This window comes from Oceanobacillus sp. FSL K6-0118, assembly GCF_038006665.1.
GTDB classification, from domain to species: domain Bacteria; phylum Bacillota; class Bacilli; order Bacillales; family Amphibacillaceae; genus Oceanobacillus; species Oceanobacillus caeni.
The window spans coordinates 1,194,954-1,220,962 of sequence record NZ_JBBOVR010000001.1 but is presented as its reverse complement, the minus strand read 5'-3'; the positions used below and the strand labels follow the sequence as shown (position 1 = coordinate 1,220,962).

Here is a 26,009-nt window from a genome sequence, read left to right as displayed (position 1 = left end):
CTTTTTGTTGGCTACTAATTCGTGTTATTCCCTACTCGAGTTTTATTCTTTTAGTTAAAAACAGGGAGGACTATTTATTATGAGGAAATTATCTGTTTTTTGCCTGTTGCTAATTGTACTAGCTGCATGCGGTAACAACACAGATGAAGAAAGTACAGATCAAACAGGTGAAGATGCAAAGCAACTAAAAAAAATAACCCTTGTTCTGGATTGGACCCCAAACACCAATCATACTGGTCTCTATGTGGCTAGGGATAAAGGGTATTTTGAAGAAGAAGGTTTAGATGTTGACATTATTCAGCCTGGAGAAGCAGGTGCTGAGCAATTAGTCGCTACTGGAAATGCTGATTTTGGTGTTAGCTACCAAGAAGGAATTACGGAAGCACGAATACAAAATGTACCTATTGTTTCGATTGCTGCTATTATTCAGCATAATACGTCTGGTTTTGCTTCCCTAAAGGAAAATAATATTACAACTGCAAAAGACTTTGAGGGTAAATCTTATGGTGGATGGGGTGCACCAGTGGAAAAGGCTGTACTAGATTCGATTATGCAGGAGGATAATGCCGATGTAGAGAAGGTTGAAATCGTTAATATCGGAAATACAGACTTTTTCACAGCACTTGAGCAAGGAATTGATTTTGCTTGGATTTACTATGGTTGGGATGGTATTAAAGCAGAGCTCCGTGACCAACCGCTTCATATGAATTATTTAACGGATTATAGTAAGAAATTAGACTATTATACTCCGGTATTAGCAACCAATGAAAATATGATACAAGATGATCCGGAAACTATTAAAAGCTTCTTACGTGCTGTTTCCAAAGGTTATGAGTTCGCAATAGAAAACCCAAGCGAAGCTGCAGACGTACTTATTGAAGCAGTACCAGACCTTGACCCTGAACTAGTTAAAGCAAGTCAAGAGTGGCTGTCTCCTAAATATCAAGATGATGCAGAAAAATGGGGAATTCAAAAGCTAGAAATATGGGAAAACTATGCAAATTGGATGTATGAAAATGATCTATTAGAAGTTGAACTGGATAGTGAAAAGGCATTTACAAATGACTTTTTACCTTAAATGATAAAGGAGAGATTTTAATTGGCAAACGCATTATTAAGTATTCAAATGATTCCTAAAGCAGAAAACGGAGTAGACACATATCCATTAGTAGATGAAGCAATTAAAGTGATTGATGAATCAGGTGTGAAATACCAGGTTAATCCACTTGAAACAACCATGGAAGGAAACCTTTCTGAATTACTACAAATTGTGGAAAAAATGAATGAGAAAATGGTTGAGAAAGGTTGTGCTAGTGCCATTTCTCAAATTAAGATTTTTTATAAACCAGACGGTGCATCCATGGATCAATTAACGGAGAAGTATCGTTAATGAGTACCATGGCAAAAAAAGGATGGAGGCCGGTTCTGGCTATCATCCTTTTCTTCATCTTGTGGGAAGTTGGAACTAGAATTTTTGACATGCCATCATGGCTACTTCCTGGACCAATTCAAATTTTCCAAGAAGCATGGACTAGCTGGTCAATTTACACGGAACACCTTCCATCTACTATTCAATTGATTGTTCTTGGGTTTTTAATTGGTAGTGGGGTTGGCGTTTTTGTTGCCATATGTCTCCATTTAATGCCTCTACTAAAGGACTTATTTTATCCATTTATCATTATTTCACAAAACATTCCTGTTATTGTCCTAGCACCATTACTTGTTATTTGGTTTGGATTTGGCATGCTACCGAAGCTAATTGTTATTTCGCTCGTTTGTTTCTTTCCGATAACCATTGCTCTACTTGATGGCTTTCGTCAAACAGATGCTGATTTAAAACACTATATTCAAATGGCTGGTGCGACAAAAGGACAAACTTTTCGGAAACTAGAATGGCCGAACGCTTTACCATCCCTATTCTCAGGACTAAAGATTTCTGCAACATATAGTGTGATGGGCGCAGTCATTTCCGAATGGCTAGGTGCAAGTAAAGGTATTGGCGTGTATATGACATTAGCATCTTCATCCTACCGAACCGATCGTGTCTTTGTAGCCATTATCGTTATTGTGGCACTCAGTTTATTATTCTTTTTACTAATAACCCTTATCGAAAAAAGGGTCATTAAGTGGAAACCAGAGGAAGGAATAAATCCATATGAGTCTTGAAATTCATGATATATCCAAATCGTTTGAAGACAATCATGTATTATCCAATATCAACTTCTCCGTCAAAGACGGGGAATTCGTTTCTCTATTAGGTCCATCTGGAAGTGGGAAAAGTACACTCTTTAGCATTATTGGTGGAATGAGCCAGCCATCGGGAGGTTCGATCTATTTAGATAGAGAAAAAATCAATGGGAAACGTGGTTCGATTAGCTATATGCCACAATCCTCTTCCCTCTTTCCATGGCGAACGATTTTGGACAATGTAGTTCTTGGGCAAGAAATTGCAGGAAAGGTTGATAAGGAAAAAGCATTAGAAATGATTGAACGGGCCGGGCTTAAGGGCTATGAAAACTCCTACCCTCGTCAATTATCAGGTGGAATGAAACAGCGTGTTTCTTTTATTCGAAGCTTGTTAAGCCCACAATCTCTAATCTTGTTGGACGAACCATTTTCTGCCTTAGATGAATTTACCCGTACAAAAATGCAAAAATGGCTTCTTTCTATTTGGGAAGAGCATAAACGTTCCATATTATTTATTACTCATAACATAGAAGAAGCTATTTTTTTATCCGATCGAATTATTATTTTATCGAATAAGCCGGCAACTGTTAAAAAGGAATTCATCATCCCCTTTGACCGTCCAAGAGACGTAAACTTGTTGTTGTCTGAAGAATTTCTAACCTGGAAAAAGAAAATATATGAAGAAATGTAGAGACAGATCCATCGTCCCAGCAATAGCCGGACAATGGACTGTCTCTTTTTCATATATCTTTAACTTATTATTAATGGATTCGACAAAATCAACCATTACTTCCCATTTCCTAATCCCAAAACCATGTGTTATAATTAGCATTTGTAAGTACTAAAAATAATTTAAAATTTAAATTAACCTAGAAACCATTCGAGGTGAAGAATAAGTGAAGAAATTAATTTCTACGAAGATGGGATTCTTCTCAATTGTATTAGTTCTTTATTGGTTGAAAACTTATTTGATTTATAAAGTGGAATTTGATTTGGGTGTGAAGGGGGCTATCCAAGAATTTCTATTATTCTTAAACCCTTTAAGCTCAGGTTTAATTCTCCTAGGAATTACACTATTTTCTAAAGGACGTAAAGTTGGTAGACGCTTAATCATTATGCAAGTGTTACTCGGCCTCATTCTTTATGCAAACATTGTATTCTATCGTTTTAATAGTGACTTTATAACGTTAGCGACAATGATGCAAACAAATAACTTTGGCAGTTTAGGCGGTAGCATCATTAGTTTAATGCAATGGCATGACCTTTTATATTTAATAGATATTGTCGTTTTAATAGTTTTATATAACATGGTTAAAGGGAACTGGTCTGAAACACGTATAAAAGTACGTAAACCCCTTACCATTCTAGCAATGGGGGTCTTAGTATTTACTATTAATCTAGGTTTAGCGGAAGCTGATAGACCACAATTGTTAGAAAGAGCTTTTGACCGTAACTATTTAGTGAAATATTTAGGTATATACAATTTCATTGCTTATGATACGATTCAAAGTGCAAATACTTCCACACAACGAGTTTTAGCAGATAGTGATGATATTACCGTTGTTGAAAACTATACAAAAACTAAATATGCTGAACCAAATCCTGCTTACTTTGGTGTCGCAGAAGGTAAAAATATTATTAAGATCCATTTAGAATCTTTCCAATCTTTTCTAATAGATTTTAAATTACATGGTGAAGAAGTTACACCATTTCTCAACTCATTAGTACATGATGAAAGTCAGAATTTCACATATTTTGATAACTTCTTCCATCAAACGGAGCAAGGGAAAACAGCTGATGCTGAATTAATTATGGATAATTCGCTTTATGGTTTACCACAAGGATCTGCGTTTGTAATGAAAGGTGACAACACGTACCAATCCTTCCCAGCAATTATTGGCGAGCGTCAAGGGTATACTAGTGCAGTTTTACATGGTGATGGTAAATCATTCTGGAATCGGGATGAAATTTATAAACACTTTGGTATCGATGAATTTTATCATGAAGATTATTATGATATGAGTGAGGACAATGTTATTAACTATGGATTAAAAGACAAGCCATTCTTTGAAGAGTCTATTAAATATCTAAAAGAAATGAAACAACCATTTTATGCGCACTTAATGACATTGACGAATCATCATCCTTTTACAATTAATGAAGAAGAAGCAACACTTGCACCAGCCGAAACTAATGATAAAACGGTAAACAATTATTTCCAAACCGCTCGGTATTTGGATGAAGCACTAGAACAATTCTTTAACGATTTAAAAGAAGCTGGTTTATATGACGATTCTGTTATTATGATATATGGTGACCATTATGGTATTTCGGATAATCATAATAAAGCGATGGAAGAGATTCTTGGTGAAGAAATTACTCCACTTAAATACTCTGAATTACATCGTGTTCCATTTATGATAAAGATTCCTGGAGTAAAAGGCCAAGGAACTAATCATGAATATAGTGGACAAATTGATGTTGTACCAACTATGCTGCATCTTCTAGGTATTGATGCACAAGATTATATTCTAATGGGTACGGATATGTTTTCCGAGGATCACAAAGATTATGTACCGTTCCGTAAAGGGAATTTTGTAACAAAAGATTTCACTTATCTAGACGGGGTATATTACGATAATAAAACAAAAGAAGTAATCGAAGAACCTACAGAAGAAATGATTAAACAAAAAGAAACAGTGCTTCATGAATTAGATTTATCTGATAAAGTAATGTATGGTGATCTATTACGTTTCTACAAACCAAACGATGAATGGAAACCAGTTGATGTTAATAGTTACTCTTATAAAAAAGAATAGAATGAAAGAACCCGAACAATCATAACTGTTCGGGTTTTTCTTTTATAATGATCGGTTACTTTAAAGGAGATAAAATCCAACTCCCATGATTAAATAAGCAGCTAATAATGCCAACCCTTCAAACCAATTCGATTCTCCATCAATAGAAATCATTATCGTTAGGAACACCGCCGTAACCATACTAATTAACTCAGGCCACGTAAATACAAGCGGCATGGAAGTTTCAAATAAAAGAGACACTAATACCAACACAGGAGCAACAAACATCGCAACCTGCAGGGTAGATCCAACTGCAATTTCAACTGCAACATCCATTTTATTTTTTAAAGCCATCAAAACAGCGGATGCATGTTCCGCGGCATTACCGACAATAGCTACAATGATGACTCCTATAAATAACTCCGTCCATCCAAAGGTTTCCCCAACTTCTGAAAAAGTATGAACTAAATTTTCCGACACATAAGCAACAGCCAACGTAGCTAAGGCAAGAATAATAATTGCTTTCCCTTTCCCCCACTCTGGTTCTTCCTCATGAGTAGTAGATTCCTCTTCATGACTTGATGGATAAACCCCACGATGTGTAAAAAGTTTAAAGAATAATGTAGCCAAATATAAAATAATCAAAATAATCGATACAGCCACACTAAGATTCATCGTTTCTTGGGCTGTCATATTAGAAGAGAATACTTCTGGAATAACGAATGCAACGACAACCGCAAATATCAATAGAGCCGCATTATTTCTTGCATCATGTACGTTAAAAGGCTGCCTCTTATATTTGATTCCCCCTATAAGGAAGGACAACCCCCCTACTAATAACAGGTTTCCTATTATCGAACCAGTTAAAGAAGCTAGTACAATTCCGATTAAACCAGCTTTTAATGAGAATATCGAGATAATAAGTTCTACCGCATTACCAAATGTGGCATTTAAGAGTCCACCAATTCTTGGCCCCATCACAATGGCTAAACTTTCAGTTGCCCTCCCCATATAACCTGCTAATGTAATAATAGTTAAACAGTAAATGATGAACATAAGTACCGTTGACCAATGCAACAAAGTACCTGCAACAGAAAGCGGTAGTCCAATGATAAGCATTATTAAGAATAATTTATTTACCATAACTTTTCATTCCTCTCACTTGTGAATCTTTTTTAATTTACCCTTATTACAGGAAAATTATAAAGAAGACTTTCATTAGTGGAGGCATTACCGTTTCTTTTTTATCATTAAAAAAACCGTACCAGTCTACATGACCAACACGGTTTAATTCATATTATAATTATTTTCTCTTTAATCCATACATTATAAATTGAATAGTTTGTTCCATTTCTTCTTTATCGTTCCAATCTATCTCAGGTGCTAAAATATTTCTAGCTATAATATAGCCAAAAATACTCGAAACGACAGAACGAATAATTGCCCTGGTTGACAAGTCAACAAGCTGACCTTTTTCTTTATAGTAAGAGATTAGTTCAGAAAATCTTGTAATAACTTCTGTAGCAATATGTTTTTTAAAGATTTCTCTTAACTCAGGTTGAAAAGGGATTTCTTGAATTAAAATGCGAAATAAAAGCTTATTTTCACTGATAAAAAGAAGCATATTAGTGATCATAGCACGTAAAAAGTCTTCAAATTCCTCAAACTCTTGATCGAGTACTTTTCGCATATCTTTAATGACAAAAGGTGCGATTACTTTTTTTATCATGGGCTCAACAATGAAATAGAGAAGCTCTTTTTTCGTTTTATAATGACGGAATATTGTTCCTTCTGCGACACCCGCCTTTTTGGCAATTTCACTAGTGGACGTAGAAGCATACCCTTTCTCGGCAAAAGATTCAATCGCAGCGATAAGTATTTTCTTTTGTTTATCCGTAAAGTCTTTATCTTGATTAAATAATTCTTCTAAAAGATTTTCTTGCTCTCGCATCTTCTTCTCCTTGTTATATTATATTTTTCGATATTTCCTTAAAGCAACAATGTTTAATACCATAAATATAGCTGAAAATCCAAATAAAATTAAGATTGGTATATATATGTCTCCTAAAGTATACCCTCTAATCATCACATCTCGTAAAGCTTCTGCTGCATAATACAAAGGAGTTAATGGCCCAATCCAACTTAACCAATCCGAAATGGTTTCAAGATTAAACAATCCCGAAAAGAATATTTGAGGCACTACAATGATTGGAATGAATTGAATCATCTGTAACTCGTTATTTGCAAAAGTAGAAAGTAAGATTCCTAATGTTAATGCTGTAAACGCTAGTAACAAAATAATAAGGAGAACATTAATAAATGCACCTTCCATTTTCATACCTAATACATAAATGGAGTAAGAAGCGATAATTGTAGCTTGAATGATAGTAAAAATACCAAAGCCAATAATGTAGCCTAAAACAATTTCTGACTTTCTTAATGGACTTGCCATTAATCTTTCCAATGTACCTGTCGTTCTTTCACGAAGAAACGACACTCCTGCAATTAAGAAAATGAAAAAGAAAACAAAAAATCCTAATAATACTGGACCAAAATAATCAAATTGTCTCATGTGGGATGATCCGTGTAAAAATTCAACATCAAAATTTGCATTTGAATTTTCTGGAAGCAAAAATTGTAATCCTTCTTCTAATCGTTTCATGGTAACACTATTTACAGTTGGATCACTACCTTCTAATACAATAGACGGAGCTCCATTATCAAAAAATAGATAACTATCAATTTGTTGATTTTCCAGATCTCGTTCTGCCTCTTCTACCGTATTATATGAAGATATATCTGCATGATCAAATTCCAATTGGTTTTCAATCGGCTGGGGAATGTTTACTAACCCTATTTTTGGTACATAATCATTTCCATTAAATACGAGGTGAAGCATCGTTAATACTAATATTGGAGCAAAAATAAGTAATCCTAAAGTCCGCTTATCACGGATAATTTGACGTAAAATACGAATGACTAGTGCTTTAATTCTCATGAACGAGCACCCCCATAGGCCAAAAATGCTTCCTCAATGGAACTGGAATTTGTATTCATTTTTAATTGTTCTGGTGTATTTACTGCAATTAGGCGACCATCCCGTAACATACCAAGCCTATCACATTTTTCTGCTTCATCCATGACATGTGTTGTAACAATGATTGTTCTTCCCTTTTCCTTTAACTGATAGAATGTTTCCCAGATACTTTTCCTAAGCACTGGATCAATCCCAACTGTTGGCTCATCCAAAATTAATAATTCAGGCTGATGTAGTAAGGCAATTGCTAAAGAAAGCCTTCTCTTCATCCCTCCAGAATAATTGGAGACTAATTTTTCCCCATGATTTGTTAGTTGCACGACCTCCAATACTTCATTTATTCGGTTTTGTAACCTTTTTCCTTTCAACCCATATAAAGCACCAAAGAATTCCAAGTTTTCTTTTCCTTTTAATTCACCATATAAAGCATCTGATTGTGCCATATACCCTATTCGTTGGATCACTTTTAAAGAAGGCATCTTTTCTTGAAAAACTTGAATAACACCTTTTGTTGGGGAATCTAAACCAACAATTTGTTTTACTAAAGTTGTTTTTCCAGCGCCAGATGGTCCAAGAAGTCCAAATATTTCTCCTCTAACCATGTTCATCGTAATGTCCGTTAGTGCTCGCTGTTTATCAAACAGCCTCGTTACATTTTGGACGACAATAATGTCTTCTTTCATCTTTTTCAGTCCTTTCTTAACAAGCAGATTTCCATAAGTGAGTAATCACTTACTACCCTACTGTATAACACACAGTTTGTAAAGTGAGTAATCACTCATTAGTTGAAGGGTTCATAAAGAAGACTTCCATCAGTGGAGGTTTTCCGTTATCCCCAACTGACTGATGGTTAATCGTACTTATTGGAGCTTTAGGGGTAGTTGATCTCCCACCTACCTTCATTGTTTCCCCGGAAGCTTGAGCTGGGAGTCTTACTGACCGTTTAGGTGGGATAAATAGTTCAGAAGTATTGCAAAATTAAATATCCTATGTAAAATAGCAATATAACGTGAAACATCAAGTATTTTTTTATTTTTCATCTTAAGAAAGTCTTCCAGCCACTTCACGTTAAAAATGTAAATCGGAAAGAAGGATTTGAATTGGAAAAAGCGCTACATAAAGATGTTGGCAAGCCCCATGATGAAAACCAAACTCTTTACCGTATTTTATTCATCATCGGAGCTTGTCACTTATTAAATGATTCGCTTCAAGCAGTTATTCCAGCTATGTTTCCCATTTTGGAAAGATCGATGGGGCTATCGTTCACACAGCTTGGACTTATTGCCTTTACCTTAAATATGATTTCTTCTGTGATGCAGCCCTTAGTCGGTACATTCACGGATAAAAAACCTCTACCCTACTCATTACCAATTGGATTAACCAGTAGCATGGTAGGAATGCTTGGTTTAGCACTAGCACCGAATTTCTGGCTTGTTTTAGTGAGTGTTGTTTTTATCGGATTAGGATCCGCGGTGTTTCATCCAGAGGGTTCTCGTGTGGTATATCTTGCTGCGGGAAATAAAAGAGGGCTTGCACAATCGATTTTCCAAGTTGGCGGAAATTCAGGGCAAGCATTGGCCCCGGTTATAACCGCATTAATTCTCGTTCCACTTGGACAAATTGGAGCCGCTTGGTTTACATTGATTGCGGGCTTAGCTGTTGTATTTTTAACGTATATTGCTAAATGGTATCGTGGACAAATTCAATCAATTCAAGCGAAAAAGAAAAAGTTAGCAGCTAAAACACATAGTAGAGCTGTATCCAAGGCAATTAAAAGCGCTCTTATCGTATTAATTTTCCTTGTTTTTGCCCGTTCTTGGTATGCAGCAGCCATTTCGAACTTCTATGCATTTTATGCGATCGATTCGTATGATCTTACTATCGCCAAATCACAAATCTATATCTTTATCTTTCTAGCAATGGGGGCTGTTGGGACATTTCTTGGAGGACCTTTAGCCGATCGTTTTGGTAGAAGAAATGTTATTTTATTCTCCCTTGTTGCATCCAGCCCTTTATCGATTTTATTACCCTATGTTGGACCCATTTTTGCTATGATTCTCTTAGCAACAATCGGATTATTCTTAATGTCTAGCTTTTCCGTAACGGTTGTCTATGCACAGGAACTTGTTCCAGGTAAAATTGGTACAATGTCTGGTTTAATTGTCGGTCTAGCATTTGGTATGGGTGCCATCGGGTCTGTTGCCCTTGGTTACTTTATTGATTTATTAGGATTATCAACAACGATGATTATGGCTTCCTTGTTGCCATTACTTGGATTTCTCACTTTCTTATTGCCTACAGATAAGAAGGTTCAGGAGTGGTATGAGTAAGGTATTCATAAGTTAGAAAGATATAAATATATTGACATCCATTTATGAATACATCATAGTTAATATACAGAACATTAGTTGAAATAAGGAGATGTTAAGCTACATGCTCAAGGATCTGTTCATCGCTTTTTTTCGCGCGGGTATGCTTGGCTATGGTGGTGGACTATCGGCAATCCCTCTTATGCAAAGAGAAGTAGTAGAAAGATATAAATGGATGGATGATGATGAATTTTCCAATATATTGGCACTTGCGAACACATTGCCTGGTCCAATCAACACAAAAATGGCAGGCTATATTGGTTGGCGTCTCAAGGGATTTTTTGGAATGTTAATTAGCATCATAGCAACCGTAGTACCTACAGCAATTTTAATCATCCTTTTACTTACTGCGTTACATACATATAAAGATAAGCCTTGGGTGCATGGCATGTCTAAAGGCGTTCTTCCTATAGCTGGTGTCATGATTGGGGTACTTGCCTGGGATTTTTTCCGTAAATCAAAAATAAACCTAGGCTGGGGTATGGCAATTTTTTATACAGGTATTAGCGTAATCGTTATAGAATTAATGGGTTTGCATCCGGCCATTGTTATTGTTGCATTAATTTTATATGCACTACTATTCCCTTCAAGAGAAGAACGAGAAAAAGATAAACGTGTTAATCAGGAGGGAGACTCGTGATTGTTAAGTACTGGCAGATTTTTTATACCAATTTTATTTCGAATATTCTTGGCTATGGAGGCGGTCCCGCAACAATCCCCCTCTTACAGCATGAAGTAGTTGATAAATATGGATGGTTCACCAATCAAGAATTTAGTGAAATGGTAGCTTTAGGTAATGCTTTACCAGGACCTATTGCGACAAAAATGGCTGCTTACGTCGGGTTTAGTCAAGGTGGAATGATAGGATCTATCATTGGTTTATTCGCATCGGTTGCCCCTTCCTTAATCTTATTAATAGTCCTTTTAGGTATTTTATTAAAATTTAAAGATTCACCTCGAGTTAAAAAGCTAACCCATATCATCCGCCCTACGATTGCAGTACTTCTGGGAGTCATGACGATTGAGTTTTTCTTTGATTCGTACATAGATGTTGGCGTAATTCATACGATATTATTAATTATTGCAGGTTACTATTTCTTAGAAGTAAAACGGATTAGTCCCGTTTATGTTGTGCTTGGTGCTCTTATTTATGGGGCTGTATTTTTGGGTTCCTAAAAGATATGTACATAACTTTAGTGGCTTGGCATTCGCCTAAGTATTTTAGCGAATGCCTTTGTTGCCCACCCTAAATATAAGGTTTCCTATCATTTTTATAATAACATTCCTAAATATTTCTCAAAATTTACGCCTTCTATTTCGGCAATTTGTTCCAAAGTGGAATCATGGATTGCCTCTCTCAAGAAAGCCTCTGCAAGCTCTACAGATTTTTGCAAGTCTTCTCCACGTAACATGCTTCCCATAATTACGGATGCAAATAAATCACCGGTACCAGAATAGCTTTTTCCGTTATACGGCATCGCCCGATAAAAGGTTTTACTTCCATCCAAATACATATTTCCAATAAACCGCTTATGTGAATCTGTTGATGGTGGGTTCACTCCAGTGACGATAACTTGAGCACCAGTTTCTTGCTGCAAAACATTCCCAGCCTCTTCTAATGCTTTCAAATAATCCTTTTCATCTGTATAATGATGTAGTTTTTCATAAGATAATCCTGCCAGCAAACAGCACTCCGTAACATTTGGTGTAATCACCTCTGCGCGTTTCACCAATTCTTTCATTTGTACTAACAATTCATCCGTAAAAAGCTTATAGACTTCCCCAGTATCCCCCATTACTGGATCAACCAGTAAGGTAGTTTCATTTGTATGGAATCTATCTAAAAAGTGGAAAATATTATTAATTTGCTCACTACCAGTAACAAAACCAGTATGGATTCCATCAAAGGTTACAGGAAGCTTACTCCATTCCTCCGTGAAATGATTCATTTTAGATGTAAAATCTTCGTAAAAGAAACTTGGATAACCAGTTTGGGCAGTTAAGATTGCCGTTGGTAAAGGGCATGCCTGTACACCCATTACAGAAAGAACCGGAATCGCAGCTGTTAACGAACATTTCCCAAATGATGATAAATCCTGTATGACAGCAACTTTTTTCATAATAACCTCCTAAAAAACTACTATGTACGTGCTACAATTATAGCACTCCGTGAAAAACAGAAACACTTTAACGCATCATCCCAAACTGACCCTAACGTTTTTTGTTAAATTGACACTTTTGAATAGACCAGTTGTTTGCTAAAGTAATAAGAAAAATACTAGATAGGAAGGTATACAGATATGCAAACGACGCAAAGTACTTTAAAATCACGTCAAAAAACCCTAGATTTAATTATAACATCCATGTTAATTGCACTTGTTTTTGTTTCTACTGTCTTTTTAAATATTAGACTACCAATCGCGGCAAATGGTGGTTTAGTTCATCTAGGAACAGCTATGCTATTTATTTCATCTATTTTATTTGGACCTAAAAAAGGGGCACTTGCTGGTGCGATAGGAATGGGATTGTTTGATATCATTGGAGGTTGGGTGCTATGGGCGCCAATCACGATTGTCTCTCGTGGTTTACAAGGATATATCGTTGGTAAAATTTCATGGTTAAATGGTCACAAAGGTAATAGCCTGGCATTAAATTTAACGGCAACCATCATTTCCATTCCATTTATGGTAGCTGTTTATTATATTGGTGAAAGCTTTCTATACGGTAATTGGATTGCACCTTTAGCCTCCATACCTGGAGACCTTGTTCAAAATGTATTAGGTATTATCATTGCCATTCCAATTTGTATTGCTTTGAAAAGGGTCTCTTATTTCAAATAAAAAGGCTGTATGAATAATTCTAAGGTATAGTGCAATTCCTCATTTGGGATTGCACTCTTATGTAAGTCGTTAATAACTTTCTTAGATTATTAGAATCTAATGTGTAATTAAATACCGGATTCCCCTTTGAGGTATATCAAACCGTTCATAAGATATCAGCACTCATAGCTGGTTATCAGCATTCACTCTTGGGATATCAGTACTTGTGGCCGAGATATCAGCACTCACTCTTGGAATATCAGTATTTAGGGCCGAGATATCAGCACTCACTCTTGGAATATCAGTATTTAGGGCCGAGATATCAGCACTCATCTTAGGATATCAGTATTCGTGGTCCGATATCAACACTAACCTAGAGCTTTTCCTTCTGTGCTTTTCAATATCATTAATTTGACATCTCCACTTATTAGTCTAACAACACTTCCAATAGGTAAAATTTCCATATCATCTATCTCCTTTCTTTATATAATTCAAATCTTGCTTTTGGTAATCCACATATTGCTACCACAACCCCTGATAATAGAGGATATGAAAATAGTAACCACATCAATCTATAACTAACTAAAAACAAGATTAAAAAGATGATAACAGCTATAGACACAATAATTGTAACTATTACTTCCTTTTTTAATAAACCCTTTGCTTCATAAATATAATCCTCTATCATATCTTTTGTTGGATAAATTTCTTTTAAATCTTTATAGTAGTTTTTATAAATAAAAACACCACTTAACACACTTAATATACCCAATACAATTACAATTATTAAGTTTACTGGATTGCTCATAGGTAAATGTATATCTTGAATCGCTCTTATTATCCCTAATACTAAAGCGAAAGCAATCCAATATGCAACACCATTCCCCTCCTTGTGTATAACTTTATATACACGCTGAGAATGTACATCTAAAAACAAAGTATACCCTTGTGTATCTCTTTTTTGGTATCTATAAAAAGGGATTAATTTTTCTTTCTCATTATCACTCATATCATTATTAAATTCTCCTTTTAACTAAATACAGAGCCTAAGTCCCCAAAGAATCCAGAAACAGCTTCTCCTATTTTTTCTCCTGTATCAGTGACTTTATCGACAATAGCATTTCCTACATTTTGTGCGCCTACAATTAACATATCCGCATTGTCATAACACCAATCAAATGCCATAGATCCAAGAACCCCTGCTGTAAATCCTGCAATTGGCCCGAGAACAGGAGCTGGGATTGCTGATCCGATTATAAAGCCAGCTAACCCAGCACCTAAATGTCCAGTAGCTTTAATTGCTGCTTCGGTTGCGTCTTTTCCACCAGCTAATAAAATACCAAAATCTAGCACTGCTCCTATACCTGGCGCAGCATATCTTGTTCCTGTTACAATCGTTCATGCTTATGTTCGACTACATCGATCCTAATGTTGAGTGTATTTGCTGTGCTCCCTATTCTCCGTTAAGTAGTTTACCTACTAATTTTTATAAATAAAAAACTATGATTTACGCTTTTTCAAGCTAGAATTATTTTTATCTATATACTTTTTCCCATACCACTTACTCTTGTCTATTCCAAATTTAAGTCTGAACTCTTCTGAATATTTATATAGGTAGTAGCTTCTTATCACGACATTATTTAAATACAGAAATACTAAAATAGTTAAACAGGCAAGCAGCGGTAAGAAATCGATCAGCCCTCCAATCAAACGAGTTTTCAAGTCTCCTGCTGCAGGAAATATTACCTTACCAAGATAATACAGGCCACCAATACCTGCCAAAACACTTAGCACACTTTTTTGATTTCTACTGAACCATTCCACGATGGCACTTCTTTTCTTTTTCTCCCCAAATACCATTTCTTTCGCATTTTGGTAACTCCGGACAAAAACATAAACGAAACACAGAATAAATAAAACCGTATGCACCATACGTAATGGAAAGGAATATACAACTAATTGTGCAAACTTTAAAAATAATAATATAAACAGGAGTACAAAAACTGTAAGAAAAGTATTATAAATATAAAATGCTTTCACATTATTTTTCCTCCTATAATATCCCCCCAAATACAGTAATTAAAAATAATATACCTTGTACTATTGGATACCAAATATTTGTTAGGAATGGAATGTACTCATTATTCATATCAAGTACAATTGATCCACTATCCATATTATTTCCCAGATATATACTTACTCCATAAAAAGCATAGAACCCACCCATAAAAATTACTAGAACTATCATAGCCTTTTCAAAAGAAAACCTCTCTATTGTATCAATAGAGTTTTTTGCAAAGCTCTCACTGACCGTATCTTCCAGTTGGGAGAATGACCCTGAGAATATATTTTTCATATAACATTTCCTTTCTTTTTTGCATAATGTTTCTTGCTTCAAATTATGTCAAAGATTAATCTCTCTTCCGACTTAATTCACCCCACAAAAGACATTATACCGTTTTTTAATGAATCCAACCCAGACTGAAGAACTCTGCTTCTCAGACATTATCTGCAACAAGAACCACGCATAAAAAGACTAAAACGATCATATCTCATAATTCTTTAGTCGCTTCTCACCACTTAATGAGCTTTTCATCATTGGGTGAAAAGGAGGCTAAATCACTGCGTCTGTCCCTCTATCGCTCTTTTTATAAGGTAAATAGTTAACAAGTGCTGTTTCAAATGAATTCTCATTGACCCATTCAGGGGATAATGGCAAGACACAGACTATACGGTCATCTTGTTTTGCTGTGATATATGCTGCTTGAATTGTGTCAAATTTATCTGAAACCTCATGAGGCAATGATCCAACCTGTTTCTCCGCATATTTAACTTCCATACGCAATCCACCAAGAATTGCTTTTCTTTTCTTATTTACCTTTTCCAATTGCAGATTATGCTGATAGACACTTAATGGCGCAATTTTAAAATGACTAAGCTCTTCCCAATGTAAGAAAACCTTTCTGCTTTCATCTTCTGTGTTAAAAACATTTATACAAATGCCTGTAGAATCAATAAAATAAAATGGAATTATTTCATCTCTTGGGGCGTGGTGAATCTTTTCTTTGGTTCTTCTAAAAGTGCGCTTAAGCGAGAAAGTGTAGTATAAGGACCATATATATATTCCAATCCCGGCTAAAACACCTACTGTTCCTATTGTTAGCATGGGGTTTGAATTTAGTAAAAAGGATAAAAATAAAAGTACAACACTGGTGACACCTACTATTTTAGCAAGTGTTTTTAATAAAAGTTCTATCATTGCAAATTTCTCAAGCTGAATAGTTTCATTTTTTAGTTCCTCAGATAAGTCACTTTCTTTTAAGAGTACATTCCGTAAATATATTCGTAAAAAGTACCATTCCTGGGCACTTGTCTTAAATACTTTCATAACTTTATCATCCTATCTTTTGTTTCATTTAGAAAAAATAAGTAAAAAGGCAAAGGAATCTCCCTTGCCTTGCATCTATATAAATTAAATTCCATCTATATTTTTAATCTTTAATCGTAAATTTTGGAAACATGACGTTTTTTATTTTTTCCTCATATTGTTGCTGAAACAGTTCTTCTTGCTCATCTACATATCCCCTAAAATACACTTCCTCGATGTTTTCATTATTAAAGAAATAGACTTGTTCTTCCACTTTACCAGCAGGGTATACGCATGCTGAGTAATCAAAGTATCCTATTTTTCCATCTTGATTATATAATGGGGCTCTATTTAAAATCATTAATTTTACATCCCCGTTATTTAATTTAACAACACTGCCAATTGGTAAAATTTCCATAGTTAAAAACTCCTTTTCTAACCTGAATGAATTTTGAAGTTTTTCATCTTATTTTTCTTCACTTCGCACTGACTTGTATCACAATAAACGGTTCACAAAATCATCGTCTATATTTATATAATTTCCATCTATCTATGGACAGACTGTTGAACATCATTCCCGATATAGCAAAAGACATAAAAGAAAACAGAAGCCAAACAAGCCAATTATAAATGATAAACAAGCCAACTAAAATAACAGAAACTAGTAAAAGAATTGCTGCAATAATGACCTCTCTTTTAAATAAAGTGCTGCCCTCATCTATAAAATCCTCTACCATTGGTTCGGATGGATAGATCTCTATTAAATCTCCCATAAATTTCTTTTGAATTATCATGCCGATGTAAACACTAATAGATGCTCCCGTTAAAATGAATATTAATATCAAAAATGGATGAAAATCAGGAAGTGAAACATCAGTTAGGAATCTCATCAAAATGATAGTTGCAAAAAAACTTATCATAAACGTTGATTGACTGACTTCCTTATGAAACGCTCGATATACTTTTTTTGTATGTAAATCTATAAATATAGTGTACCCTGATTTCCCTTTTTCTTTTTTTCCATAGATAGGAATAATTTTTTCACTCATCTAATTCTCCTCATAAAACTCGTTAAAAATAGTGATTTAACCAAACACAGAACCTAAATTTCCGAAAAACCCAGAAACAGCTTCTCCTATTTTTTCACCTGCATCCTTAACTGTATCAACAACACTCTCTCCTATATCTTGGATGTTTTTTGCAATTCTATCTTTATTATTGTAGAACCAATCAAATGCCATCGAGCCACCAACAGCAAGGCCGAATCCTATTGCACCACCAATGATTGTTCCGCCTACAGGTATAACGGAGCCTATTGCCCCTCCTATCTCCGCCCCAGTTAACCCGATAGCAGTATGACTTGCTGCTTTCACTGCTGCATCCGTCACATTCTCGCCTGAATATAATTGAATCCCAAAATCAATTGCTGTACCTACAATTGAAGTACCATGCCTTGCTCCCGTGCGTATTGCGTTAGTCAGACTAGAAGGTGGTTCCGTAAATGTTTGAACATTCCCATATACAGGTGCTGCTACTAAACCACGATTAACAAATTTGAAGGTATTATGTTGCAACCATTGGTGCACTTTCGTTGCGATGCCTTCTGACATTTTATCACTAACTACTTGTTGAATTGAGTTTTGTGTAAAACTAGAAGTAAATCCTGAATTAATTAAAATACCTTTGATCGAATCATAAACAGCCTCATCAATTACTCCGAGTTCATAATCTTTTTCTGCTTTTTGCAGAACGGATAAAGTCTCGTAGAATTCAGCTTTATCAATCTCCCCATTTTTCAAGTCATTATAAACTTTATTTAATACTTCTTGGGAATCTTCATCCATATCGTTAATTGCCTCGTCCTTGACTTCCCTGGCCTTTTCGACTTCCGCTTCCCTTTGCTTTTCTTCATTATAAGCCTTCAATATTGGCAACCCTAGAGTCATAGAGGTTCCTGTATAATCCATAAATCTTCCGCTTCCTGAAACAGCTCCGGCATCATTGATCGTCATCTCAATATTACTCAGCAAGGTGTCTATATCAGAAATCTGATCTTCTCCTTCACTCGTGAAAGAATTCAAGTTTTCCTCTAATTCTATTAAGGTATCCACTGCGTCATTTTTAGCGGTATCGATAGATGCAGTTGATGGTGCAGTGGCACTGCTGATATCTTCAACACTATTAATAATGTCTCTTACGGTTTGTTGTGCAGCATCTAATTTTTTATAGTCATCGTTCATATCTTCTTCTTTGTTCTTTAAATAATCACTTTTTATCAATGCTGTTTCGCTTTCATCTACCTTTGAATGGAAGGTTTTTATATGCAGTTCTAAATTTTCATGAAGATCCGTGAACAGTCCCTTGAAAGATGTTAAAACAGTTTGATGAAGATCTTGATAATAATTTTTTGCCGCGGTTGCAGTTTCTCCTGAAAACGAATTTAAGGAAATTAGACTATCAATGCTATCTTCAACACTCGTTAAACTGTCCTTTATTTCTTCCGAAGCGGATTTCAAGTCATTTGACAGTTCAATAACTTCTGAGAGATCCACTTTGTTTCCCATTTATCATCACTCCTAATCTTTAGCTTATTGGCTGTGAATCGATTGCATTGTTATTTGCTTGAGCTATTTGTTCATCATTCTCTTTCATCGTTTCTCCTGTATCTTTCAAAATTGTATTATCTGACTCAAGAAGGGCTTTATATTTTTCTAGTAATTCAATGGCTGTTATTGTCTGTTCCAAATCTTTTGTGAATGGATTAATGTTCGTCATTTCCAATGTTCGGTTTGTTTTCATACTGCTTGATATATTTCCAGTTGAAGATTTCAACGACGATGTAACTGTCAGAAATTCATCCATATTAATTTTTATCTCCATGCTTATCACCCCTTCTCTGTTTCAGCTCTGCTAATTTGATTTTCTAATGAAGTCAGTGTGTTTTCAAGATTATTCAATCCAGTTATATAGTTCGTTCTGGAGACCTTGTAACGCGTGATTTCTTGTTCCATTGTCTCTTTCGCATCTTCTGCTTTGGAAACATAACTTTTGACAGATTCCTGATATTCACTGTATTGATCTTCAAAAGTCTTTCTGGATTCACCTCTCCAGTTGTTATCACCAATGGTTAACCTATCGTCAATAGATGTTTTTGTAGTTTCCAGCTTCTCAATACTTGTCTGGAGTTCCCCTACAGCCGCTTCTAATCGTGCAATTTTATCCTCTACTGCAGAAATATTACCTTTAGCATTTGTAATTCCAATTTGCACATTCCGCTTTTGTGAGTTTAATAGGCTCAATGAAGTACTCATTCATCCTCTCCTCCTAATCTGGTATTTTAATTTTCAAATGATCATGATCCATTGCAAAATAAACTTCATATGCTTTTGGATACTTTTCATTCCTGATAAAAGGCTGTTTGAATATATCTTGATCGCCCAAGCGCATGCTGACTAAACCTACTGTTGCCTGACTTCTGGCATATTTTGCTATTCGTTCATAACTGATTCCAATATAACTATAGTCACTACATAGAATAAAGTGGATGCCGGATTTTACGCCGTCATTTAAGAATTTCTCGATTTCTTCTTCTTCCAAGTTGCTACGTTCGGTGAAGTCTTTGAAATCGGCAATCATCACCAACCATGGCCCCGACCCCTCTTGATTTGTTTTTCGGTTATTTATTTCTTGCAGCAAATCCGCTTTTACAGCGGTCACACTGTCTATTTCGGATATATACGCATTCACGTCTCTGCTGAAACTGGCAAGCTTTTGTTCGTCTGTATCGATGATCATTGTCTGATAGTTTTTCATAAGTGTCATGTTTTTGGATAATGCCTGGTTCATTCTATCCAGTCCGTCTTTTCGGTCACTGACAACGGTTAAGTGACCATGTTCCTGTGGCTGAAAGGCGATTGGTGTTACTTCTTCAAATTCAAGGCCAAGTGGCAATAATCCTTTTTCTGCCATGGCTTTCGTTTTTCTGTTTTGCTTAAATTTCTCAAAGTCTAGCACTCCCTCAGGCATCATCGGGATTTCCTCAGGAAGGTCGCCGTCCCAATATTCATCCATTTGTTTAGCCGTGTCCTGAATCCCATCAATTATGGCTAGTGCTTCTTCCCCTGCTGCCGGTAACATCGTCTGGAATAATGCAGGTTCCTCCAACTTAATTAACCCGCGTCCAGGGATTTCTTCTACTTCTATATCGGTTCTGCCGACAATCGTTCTTGCTTCTGTTTGTTCAATCAAGTAGAGAGCAATTTGACGTTTAATATTCGATAATAAAGGCATTCGCATCGCACTTTGTCTTCCTGCACTAATAGTTAAGTGGATCCCAAGCCCTGCACCTTCTCTCGCAATTTGAGTGATGATTTTCGTGAAATCTTCGTCAAAGTCACTATCCCGGACGGAATCATAATTATCAATGACAATTAGCGTGTTCGGTACGGTTTCTCCACTTGCTTTTTCATACATTTCCATATTAGCAACACCGAACCTGCTTAAGCGTTGCTTGCGTTCCTTGACTTCATTCGATAATAGACGCATCCATTTGCCAATCTTCTCTGTTTCATCAACTAGTATCGTGTCTGCAACATGTGGCAAGTTTTTCAATGGCAATAACCCATTTGTTCCAAAATCTAATAGATACACATGTAAATGTTCGGGATGATGCTGTCTGGCAAGATCCATAACAATCGTTTGCAAGAAGGTGGATTTGCCATACCCGGGACTTGCGAAAACAGCAACATGTCCGTCTTTCGTTAAATGAAGGGAAAGCGGTGTTTGTGCTTGCAGTTCCGGTTGATCCAACAGACCAATGGTTGCTTCCAGCGGTTTCTTCGGTTCCTGCCAAGCCTCTTTGAAATCGACTGGATGCAGTTCATGAGCAAAGATCCGCTCTGAAAGTGGTGGCAGCCATGGCCTTGGTATTGGTGTAATTTGCTGTTCTTCGGTATAGTCCTGGATATAATCAATCACTGCATCTAGCTCTGTTGGTGTTTTTTCAATGGTTTCTCGTTTATCCAACCCGCTTAAGTCTTCCGTTAAAATATCATATTGTCCAAGTTCATTAATGGCATAAATGGTTGTGTCCACAAAGTTCTGATCTTCTTTTTCCGGAACATAGTCCGCTCCACTAAAGGCACTTTGGAATAATTCATAGATTTCATTGTTGCCTACTTGCAAATAAGCTCGTCCGGGTAAGGTGATTTCTGCCGCATCTGGTGTTTTCAAAATTTCATTGGAATCACTAGCATTCTGTACTTTCAGTGCCAGTTTAAATTTCGAGTTGGACCAGATTTGGTCATCCACAACCCCGCTTGGTTTTTGTGTTGCCAAAATCAAGTGAATTCCTAGTGATCGACCAATTCTGGCAGTGGAAACGAGTTCTTTCATGAAATCTGGCTGTTCGGATTTTAGTTCCGCGAATTCATCGGAAATCAGGAATAAATGGGCCATCGGTTCCTTTGCTTTTCCTTGTTTATACAGTTTTTGGTATTGATTAATATGGTTCACGTCATGTTCCCCAAAGAGACGCTGACGCTTTTGTAGTTCCGCTTTAATCGAGGCAAGGGCACGCATTGACTGTGCCTTATCCAAGTTCGTGATCGCTCCCACTAAATGCGGCAAGTTTTTAAATAAGTTTGCCATCCCGCCACCTTTATAGTCGATTAATAAAAAGGCTACTTCATGGGGATGGAAATTGACTGCAAGGGACAGAATATACGATTGAATGATTTCCGATTTCCCTGAGCCGGTTGTACCTGCAACCAATCCATGAGGTCCATGTGCTTTTTCATGTAAATTTAATTGGACAAGATCTTCTTTTCCCCTGAGGCCAAGTGGGACGGCAAGGGATTTATAGGTTTCATTTTTCATCCAACGCGCTTGGATGCCCAATTGTTCTACTTTCTCTACCCCATACATTTCTAAAAATGTCACACTTTCCGGGATGGAGTTCTTCAATCCCTGCAGATGGTTGAGCGGTGCCAACGCACGAGAAACATCTTCTTTCTGGAAGTTTTCAGGGAAGTGATCAGGCACAAAGCTTCGGTTCACAAGCTCCCCTTCTTCCAATAGTATATTGCCGTTTTTGGCGTCACGAATATCAATAACTGTTGTCACATGCTCTGGCAACGACTGTAGCACGTCCTGTACAAACACAAGGGAAACACCCATTTCCGTTGGGTCCTCATTAAAGAATTCCATGATTGTATGATCCAGTATCAGCTTTTCGTCTGTAATCAGCACAACATAATGTGGGCTGAAATAAACTTTTTCATTTCGGTTCTCTTTCTCGTCCAACACAAGTTTTCGCTCTTTTAAAATTTGATACAAGGAATGCAATACCTGATCACGAGTTCTTTCATGGTAAACAAATGCTCTTACGTTTACATCTCGTAATCTTGCGTGGGGTAGCCAGCGCATCCAGTTCCATTCTGACTTCTCTTCTTCCGGAAAAATCGTAATAAACTGCACATCGTAATAACTGTGAAATAAAGCCAGTTGCATGACCATTAATTGCAGTTGCTCCACCACAAGAGGGCGTCCACCAATATAGCCGACAGGTCCCTTTATCAGCGACGTGACAACTGGTACATCGTTTAATTTCTCATATTGGGAATGAAGCTTTTGTGCCAGTTCAACGAGTTCATCCTCTTCCAGTGTGAATTCTTCTTCTTTAAAATCAATTTCAAAGCTTGCGTCCACTGGTCCGAGCCCCGTACGATAATGTAGAAAATCATGGTGGAAGTTGCTTTTCTCATAAACACGAGCATCTACCTTCTTCGCCATTTCCCGAATTTGTGTAACATCTGGATAATGGTATTCCAAGGCATGACGCTGCTCCTCTGCTTTTATGTATAAATCCTTTGTTTTTCGTTTCAGATATTCTTTATAACTTTTATCCCGATGCTTCATATCGGCTTTATATTTTCTCACACTGCGCACATAGTAAACGATCGATATAATAATCGTCGTTACGGTCATTGCAAGCATCACGATAATGAAAATCCCTCTTGGCTGGATCATGGTAATGATCACAAATGTAATAATCATAACGAGTGGTGGGATGATCGTCCGTCCTAATTGCTCACTTGGCTTTGCCGGTTTATTGGTTGGCTGCGCAATTGTTTGTTTCTCATCAGGCTCCCTGTAAATAATCCGTGGGGATCGATGATAATCCGGATATTCTTCCCAATAAGGATGTTGCCCTTCAACAAGTGGCATTAATTTGGAATGGATATCCTTCCCAGATGGGTAAATATAGGTCGCTTCCTCGTGAATAGAAAGGGTGACACCATGGAAGAATAGTTCATCCCCGGCTTCAAGGACTTTCCGCTTATTTACAAGGAAATAATTATGATAGACACTTCCTTGATAAACTTCCAGCTGAAATGAATCCTCCAAATCATCTCGTGTGATAACAAAATCAACTGGGATCCCTTTTATTTGAATATCATCGTACGTCTGCTCACCAACCGTGATGATTTGCTTACCAGCAGTATCCAATAGATGTTCTTCCGTTGCATCGGTCACATAAAGATGGACAGGACTTTCTTGATTAATTGTCAACGGTTCCTGTAAATGAACCGGCTCATCGCCCCAAAAACAAGCACGCCCATCCCAGTTAAGGTGTATGGATTCATCCAGTCCAGTAAACGTTAATGTATCTGACCAATTTATACCAATCGTTATTTCTTTCGGTACGTCTGCTGGTAACTGGCATTTATGTAATTGATCTTTAAAACTTACGAAGAGTGTTTGTTGCAACGTATTTCTACCTCTCTCTACAGATCGTTTTAAACAAGCTGTTAATTTTCATCTTCATTGTTCGTTTTTTGGGCTTTTCCAGATGAATCACTATCCTCCTGCTCTTCATCTGTCTCGATGTATTCTTCGCGGTATTTTTCCAGTTCGTTTTGTAAATCCGTTATTTCTTCATCACGTTCGGTTCCACTTAAATCTGGATTGTTTCTCGCTTGTTCGATTTGTTTTATAAGCCCATACATTATCAATGTCGGGTCATCGAGATATTTTGCCTTCTCAAGGGATGCCTCAAACTCCCCGCGGCCATTGTAAATCCAATACAGTAAATAATCTTCATTGCTTTTTAAGCTAACATTTTTCATGATCACTTCTTTTTCCTTATCGGCTAAATTCTCCACTTGAATGGAAGAAGTAGCAAGAATATATTTCACCGCATTTGGTAAATTTTCCGGATCTTCTCCTTCAAGGGTTGTAATCACCCCATTATAATCCGATGCCAGATACTTACCTTGAGCGTCTAATAGGTTATCCAGATATGGCATCCTAACAAACAACATATAGGCAAGTGGGACCACCAGTAGAATGGAAACAACGATCATAATGATGGACAGCCGCTTAAACAGACGGAAGCGTTTCATCGGAACAACTTGCATTTCCTTCTCTGTTTTCTTTTGTTCTGCTCGGTAACTATCCTGTAAATATTTCTTTAATTCGGTTAGATCAGCAGTTGCTCTGACCTGACGTTCGAATTCTGTATCATTCGCATTGGAGAGTGACCCATGATAAAGCTGATCATAGCTATATTTACAGGAAAAAAGTGCAATACTAAAGGCCTGTAATTGCTTGTGAAAGTTTTGTTCATCCATCTGATAAGGTGGGAGTAAGTCACGAATTCCGCGATAAATAATTTTCGGCATTAGATTAGCATCAAACACGAGATTATCCGGATGGATGAAGAATGTGATTCTTGTAGATAAATAGTTTTTCAGCTCGGCAACATTGCAAAGCAAACGCAGCTTTTCATTACGTGCCAGCTTATCGATGTCACTCCATTTCTTCGTCTCAGGATCCACCTGAAATAAAAAGCGAAATTGATCTTGTTCCTCATCGACTTTTACCGGTACAAATGAATCGCTCGTTTCGGTCATGATCCGCATTTGCTGAATATCTTTTATACGGGTTTGTGATTTTGCGAGTGACAGTCGCCAAGTATCCTCCTCGATGACAAAAGGAAGTGTAAGGTTTTCAAACTCCATTGTCTTTTCCTTCATTGTTATTGACTCCTTTAAGCGCTTCATTCTTCATATCGTGCTCAAAAAGGTACCAAATGGAAGGCATTTGATAGCTTTTTGAACAGGCATTTAACGTGAGTGTTAAATGCACTATTCATGTTTTTACAATCGATGACTTATAAAACCGTTAAAATATCGCCATCTGCCACCGGGTAGTCCATCAATAGATCATCGTCAGCAATTAGCAAATTTTTTGTCATTACTTTAATGGCTACTCGTGATCCATCTTGTACATCAAGCTGCAAAGTTTCCATTACATTTAACAGTAACTGCTTAACAGATATTTGCACCGGGATACGTAAATCATAGGCTGCCCCGTATCCCTTTCTGCTAAAATCCATTGTAACATTAATGTGTGTGTTGCCTGCCATCT

At 36.6% G+C, this 26,009-nt stretch carries 27 protein-coding genes; 9 read left to right on the top strand and 18 right to left on the bottom strand.

Going from position 1 to position 26,009, the window contains the following annotated elements; genetic code table 11:
* The first annotated feature begins 79 nt into the window (after positions 1 to 79).
* The 5 genes from MHI02_RS06375 to MHI02_RS06355 all read left to right on the top strand — a co-directional run bounded on the left by MHI02_RS06375 (position 80) and on the right by MHI02_RS06355 (position 5,006).
* On the top strand, positions 80 to 1,078 hold the full coding sequence (locus tag MHI02_RS06375; RefSeq protein WP_204798426.1) for an ABC transporter substrate-binding protein: 999 nt from the start codon (positions 80 to 82) through the stop codon (positions 1,076 to 1,078).
* 21 nt (positions 1,079 to 1,099) lie between these two features.
* Entirely contained in the window at positions 1,100 to 1,390 is a 291-nt protein-coding gene (locus MHI02_RS06370; RefSeq protein ID WP_047183920.1) for a thiamine-binding protein, read from the top strand.
* Complete coding sequence (locus tag MHI02_RS06365; protein ID WP_047183919.1) at positions 1,390 to 2,166, top strand: ABC transporter permease; 777 nt, start codon at positions 1,390 to 1,392, stop codon at positions 2,164 to 2,166. The genes MHI02_RS06370 and MHI02_RS06365 overlap by 1 nt, the downstream gene beginning before the upstream one ends.
* Positions 2,156 to 2,878 (top strand): ABC transporter ATP-binding protein, encoded by a 723-nt coding sequence (locus MHI02_RS06360; RefSeq protein ID WP_047183918.1) that lies wholly within the window; start codon positions 2,156 to 2,158, stop codon positions 2,876 to 2,878. The genes MHI02_RS06365 and MHI02_RS06360 overlap by 11 nt, the downstream gene beginning before the upstream one ends.
* Before the next feature lie 205 nt (positions 2,879 to 3,083).
* Positions 3,084 to 5,006: an LTA synthase family protein gene (locus MHI02_RS06355; RefSeq protein ID WP_338113673.1), complete on the top strand. Its 1,923-nt coding sequence runs from the start codon at positions 3,084 to 3,086 to the stop codon at positions 5,004 to 5,006.
* A 60-nt stretch (positions 5,007 to 5,066) separates the two neighbouring features.
* Here the strand turns inward: MHI02_RS06355 and cax are convergent, their stop codons facing one another.
* The 4 genes from cax to MHI02_RS06335 all read right to left on the bottom strand — a co-directional run bounded on the left by cax (position 5,067) and on the right by MHI02_RS06335 (position 8,705).
* The gene (gene cax, locus MHI02_RS06350) at positions 5,067 to 6,128 is read right to left on the bottom strand and encodes a calcium/proton exchanger (protein WP_204798427.1); all 1,062 of its coding nucleotides are present in this window, start codon (positions 6,126 to 6,128) and stop codon (positions 5,067 to 5,069) included.
* A 160-nt stretch (positions 6,129 to 6,288) separates the two neighbouring features.
* Positions 6,289 to 6,936, bottom strand: a complete 648-nt coding sequence (locus tag MHI02_RS06345; protein WP_204798428.1) for a TetR family transcriptional regulator — start codon at positions 6,934 to 6,936, stop codon at positions 6,289 to 6,291.
* An 18-nt stretch (positions 6,937 to 6,954) separates the two neighbouring features.
* Positions 6,955 to 7,983, bottom strand: coding sequence for an ABC transporter permease (locus MHI02_RS06340; RefSeq protein ID WP_204798429.1), 1,029 nt, complete (start codon positions 7,981 to 7,983; stop codon positions 6,955 to 6,957).
* The gene (locus tag MHI02_RS06335) at positions 7,980 to 8,705 is read right to left on the bottom strand and encodes an ABC transporter ATP-binding protein (RefSeq protein ID WP_341165767.1); all 726 of its coding nucleotides are present in this window, start codon (positions 8,703 to 8,705) and stop codon (positions 7,980 to 7,982) included. The genes MHI02_RS06340 and MHI02_RS06335 overlap by 4 nt, the downstream gene beginning before the upstream one ends.
* Before the next feature lie 417 nt (positions 8,706 to 9,122).
* Here MHI02_RS06335 and MHI02_RS06330 point away from each other — a divergent pair, with 417 nt between their 5' ends.
* The 3 genes from MHI02_RS06330 to MHI02_RS06320 all read left to right on the top strand — a co-directional run bounded on the left by MHI02_RS06330 (position 9,123) and on the right by MHI02_RS06320 (position 11,567).
* Positions 9,123 to 10,352: an MFS transporter gene (locus MHI02_RS06330; RefSeq protein WP_204798431.1), complete on the top strand. Its 1,230-nt coding sequence runs from the start codon at positions 9,123 to 9,125 to the stop codon at positions 10,350 to 10,352.
* A gap of 103 nt (positions 10,353 to 10,455) precedes the next feature.
* Positions 10,456 to 11,031: a chromate transporter gene (locus MHI02_RS06325; RefSeq protein ID WP_047186485.1), complete on the top strand. Its 576-nt coding sequence runs from the start codon at positions 10,456 to 10,458 to the stop codon at positions 11,029 to 11,031.
* Positions 11,031 to 11,567, top strand: a complete 537-nt coding sequence (locus tag MHI02_RS06320) for a chromate transporter (protein WP_047186490.1) — start codon at positions 11,031 to 11,033, stop codon at positions 11,565 to 11,567. The genes MHI02_RS06325 and MHI02_RS06320 overlap by 1 nt, the downstream gene beginning before the upstream one ends.
* A gap of 95 nt (positions 11,568 to 11,662) precedes the next feature.
* Here MHI02_RS06320 and MHI02_RS06315 read toward each other — a convergent pair whose 3' ends face one another.
* The gene (locus MHI02_RS06315; protein WP_047186484.1) at positions 11,663 to 12,511 is read right to left on the bottom strand and encodes a pyridoxamine kinase; all 849 of its coding nucleotides are present in this window, start codon (positions 12,509 to 12,511) and stop codon (positions 11,663 to 11,665) included.
* 180 nt (positions 12,512 to 12,691) lie between these two features.
* On the opposite strand from MHI02_RS06315, the gene MHI02_RS06310 reads away from it, so the two are divergent.
* Complete coding sequence (locus MHI02_RS06310; RefSeq protein ID WP_204798432.1) at positions 12,692 to 13,231, top strand: ECF transporter S component; 540 nt, start codon at positions 12,692 to 12,694, stop codon at positions 13,229 to 13,231.
* Positions 13,232 to 13,679: 448 nt separating this feature from the next.
* Here MHI02_RS06310 and MHI02_RS06305 read toward each other — a convergent pair whose 3' ends face one another.
* The 13 genes from MHI02_RS06305 to MHI02_RS06245 all read right to left on the bottom strand — a co-directional run bounded on the left by MHI02_RS06305 (position 13,680) and on the right by MHI02_RS06245 (position 26,007).
* Positions 13,680 to 14,219 carry a hypothetical protein gene (locus MHI02_RS06305; protein WP_060667851.1) on the bottom strand — a complete coding sequence of 180 codons (540 nt, stop codon included), beginning with the start codon at positions 14,217 to 14,219 and terminating at the stop codon, positions 13,680 to 13,682.
* 20 nt (positions 14,220 to 14,239) lie between these two features.
* Positions 14,240 to 14,563, bottom strand: coding sequence for a hypothetical protein (locus MHI02_RS06300; protein WP_244986951.1), 324 nt, complete (start codon positions 14,561 to 14,563; stop codon positions 14,240 to 14,242).
* Between the two features lie 147 nt (positions 14,564 to 14,710).
* Complete coding sequence (locus MHI02_RS06295) at positions 14,711 to 15,250, bottom strand: hypothetical protein (RefSeq protein WP_341165766.1); 540 nt, start codon at positions 15,248 to 15,250, stop codon at positions 14,711 to 14,713.
* A 13-nt stretch (positions 15,251 to 15,263) separates the two neighbouring features.
* Positions 15,264 to 15,566: a hypothetical protein gene (locus MHI02_RS06290; RefSeq protein WP_341165765.1), complete on the bottom strand. Its 303-nt coding sequence runs from the start codon at positions 15,564 to 15,566 to the stop codon at positions 15,264 to 15,266.
* A 258-nt stretch (positions 15,567 to 15,824) separates the two neighbouring features.
* On the bottom strand, positions 15,825 to 16,598 hold the full coding sequence (locus MHI02_RS06285) for a hypothetical protein (RefSeq protein ID WP_204798216.1): 774 nt from the start codon (positions 16,596 to 16,598) through the stop codon (positions 15,825 to 15,827).
* A 103-nt stretch (positions 16,599 to 16,701) separates the two neighbouring features.
* Complete coding sequence (locus MHI02_RS06280; protein WP_244986950.1) at positions 16,702 to 16,995, bottom strand: DUF4176 domain-containing protein; 294 nt, start codon at positions 16,993 to 16,995, stop codon at positions 16,702 to 16,704.
* A 100-nt stretch (positions 16,996 to 17,095) separates the two neighbouring features.
* The gene (locus MHI02_RS06275; RefSeq protein ID WP_204798215.1) at positions 17,096 to 17,626 is read right to left on the bottom strand and encodes a hypothetical protein; all 531 of its coding nucleotides are present in this window, start codon (positions 17,624 to 17,626) and stop codon (positions 17,096 to 17,098) included.
* A 36-nt stretch (positions 17,627 to 17,662) separates the two neighbouring features.
* A complete protein-coding gene (locus MHI02_RS06270; protein ID WP_204798214.1) occupies positions 17,663 to 19,141 on the bottom strand; it encodes a T7SS effector LXG polymorphic toxin in 1,479 nt (492 codons plus the stop codon).
* Positions 19,142 to 19,160: 19 nt separating this feature from the next.
* Positions 19,161 to 19,457, bottom strand: coding sequence for a TIGR04197 family type VII secretion effector (locus MHI02_RS06265; protein ID WP_204798213.1), 297 nt, complete (start codon positions 19,455 to 19,457; stop codon positions 19,161 to 19,163).
* A 5-nt stretch (positions 19,458 to 19,462) separates the two neighbouring features.
* Complete coding sequence (locus MHI02_RS06260) at positions 19,463 to 19,888, bottom strand: YwqH-like family protein (protein ID WP_341165764.1); 426 nt, start codon at positions 19,886 to 19,888, stop codon at positions 19,463 to 19,465.
* A gap of 13 nt (positions 19,889 to 19,901) precedes the next feature.
* Complete coding sequence (gene essC / locus MHI02_RS06255; RefSeq protein ID WP_341165763.1) at positions 19,902 to 24,347, bottom strand: type VII secretion protein EssC; 4,446 nt, start codon at positions 24,345 to 24,347, stop codon at positions 19,902 to 19,904.
* A gap of 41 nt (positions 24,348 to 24,388) precedes the next feature.
* Positions 24,389 to 25,615, bottom strand: coding sequence for a type VII secretion protein EssB (gene essB / locus MHI02_RS06250; RefSeq protein ID WP_341165762.1), 1,227 nt, complete (start codon positions 25,613 to 25,615; stop codon positions 24,389 to 24,391).
* A gap of 137 nt (positions 25,616 to 25,752) precedes the next feature.
* Positions 25,753 to 26,007: an EsaB/YukD family protein gene (locus tag MHI02_RS06245; RefSeq protein WP_204798209.1), complete on the bottom strand. Its 255-nt coding sequence runs from the start codon at positions 26,005 to 26,007 to the stop codon at positions 25,753 to 25,755.
* Between the last annotated feature and the right edge of the window lie 2 nt (positions 26,008 to 26,009).

What these genes read in the sequence shown, in the direction of transcription:
- MHI02_RS06375 (WP_204798426.1), top strand. Translation starts at nt 80, where the DNA reads ATGAGGAAATTATCTGTTTTTTGCCTGTTGCTAATTGTACTAGCTGCA.
- MHI02_RS06365 (WP_047183919.1), top strand. Translation starts at nt 1,390, where the DNA reads ATGAGTACCATGGCAAAAAAAGGATGGAGGCCGGTTCTGGCTATCATC.
- MHI02_RS06360 (WP_047183918.1), top strand. Translation starts at nt 2,156, where the DNA reads ATGAGTCTTGAAATTCATGATATATCCAAATCGTTTGAAGACAATCAT.
- cax (WP_204798427.1), bottom strand. Translation starts at nt 6,128, where the DNA reads ATGGTAAATAAATTATTCTTAATAATGCTTATCATTGGACTACCGCTT.
- MHI02_RS06345 (WP_204798428.1), bottom strand. Translation starts at nt 6,936, where the DNA reads ATGCGAGAGCAAGAAAATCTTTTAGAAGAATTATTTAATCAAGATAAA.
- MHI02_RS06340 (WP_204798429.1), bottom strand. Translation starts at nt 7,983, where the DNA reads ATGAGAATTAAAGCACTAGTCATTCGTATTTTACGTCAAATTATCCGT.
- MHI02_RS06335 (WP_341165767.1), bottom strand. Translation starts at nt 8,705, where the DNA reads ATGAAAGAAGACATTATTGTCGTCCAAAATGTAACGAGGCTGTTTGAT.
- MHI02_RS06325 (WP_047186485.1), top strand. Translation starts at nt 10,456, where the DNA reads ATGCTCAAGGATCTGTTCATCGCTTTTTTTCGCGCGGGTATGCTTGGC.
- MHI02_RS06315 (WP_047186484.1), bottom strand. Translation starts at nt 12,511, where the DNA reads ATGAAAAAAGTTGCTGTCATACAGGATTTATCATCATTTGGGAAATGT.
- MHI02_RS06310 (WP_204798432.1), top strand. Translation starts at nt 12,692, where the DNA reads ATGCAAACGACGCAAAGTACTTTAAAATCACGTCAAAAAACCCTAGAT.
- MHI02_RS06305 (WP_060667851.1), bottom strand. Translation starts at nt 14,219, where the DNA reads ATGAGTGATAATGAGAAAGAAAAATTAATCCCTTTTTATAGATACCAA.
- MHI02_RS06290 (WP_341165765.1), bottom strand. Translation starts at nt 15,566, where the DNA reads ATGAAAAATATATTCTCAGGGTCATTCTCCCAACTGGAAGATACGGTC.
- MHI02_RS06285 (WP_204798216.1), bottom strand. Translation starts at nt 16,598, where the DNA reads ATGAAAGTATTTAAGACAAGTGCCCAGGAATGGTACTTTTTACGAATA.
- MHI02_RS06280 (WP_244986950.1), bottom strand. Translation starts at nt 16,995, where the DNA reads ATGGAAATTTTACCAATTGGCAGTGTTGTTAAATTAAATAACGGGGAT.
- MHI02_RS06275 (WP_204798215.1), bottom strand. Translation starts at nt 17,626, where the DNA reads ATGAGTGAAAAAATTATTCCTATCTATGGAAAAAAAGAAAAAGGGAAA.
- MHI02_RS06270 (WP_204798214.1), bottom strand. Translation starts at nt 19,141, where the DNA reads ATGGGAAACAAAGTGGATCTCTCAGAAGTTATTGAACTGTCAAATGAC.
- MHI02_RS06265 (WP_204798213.1), bottom strand. Translation starts at nt 19,457, where the DNA reads ATGGAGATAAAAATTAATATGGATGAATTTCTGACAGTTACATCGTCG.
- MHI02_RS06260 (WP_341165764.1), bottom strand. Translation starts at nt 19,888, where the DNA reads ATGAGTACTTCATTGAGCCTATTAAACTCACAAAAGCGGAATGTGCAA.
- essB (WP_341165762.1), bottom strand. Translation starts at nt 25,615, where the DNA reads ATGAAGGAAAAGACAATGGAGTTTGAAAACCTTACACTTCCTTTTGTC.
- MHI02_RS06245 (WP_204798209.1), bottom strand. Translation starts at nt 26,007, where the DNA reads ATGGCAGGCAACACACACATTAATGTTACAATGGATTTTAGCAGAAAG.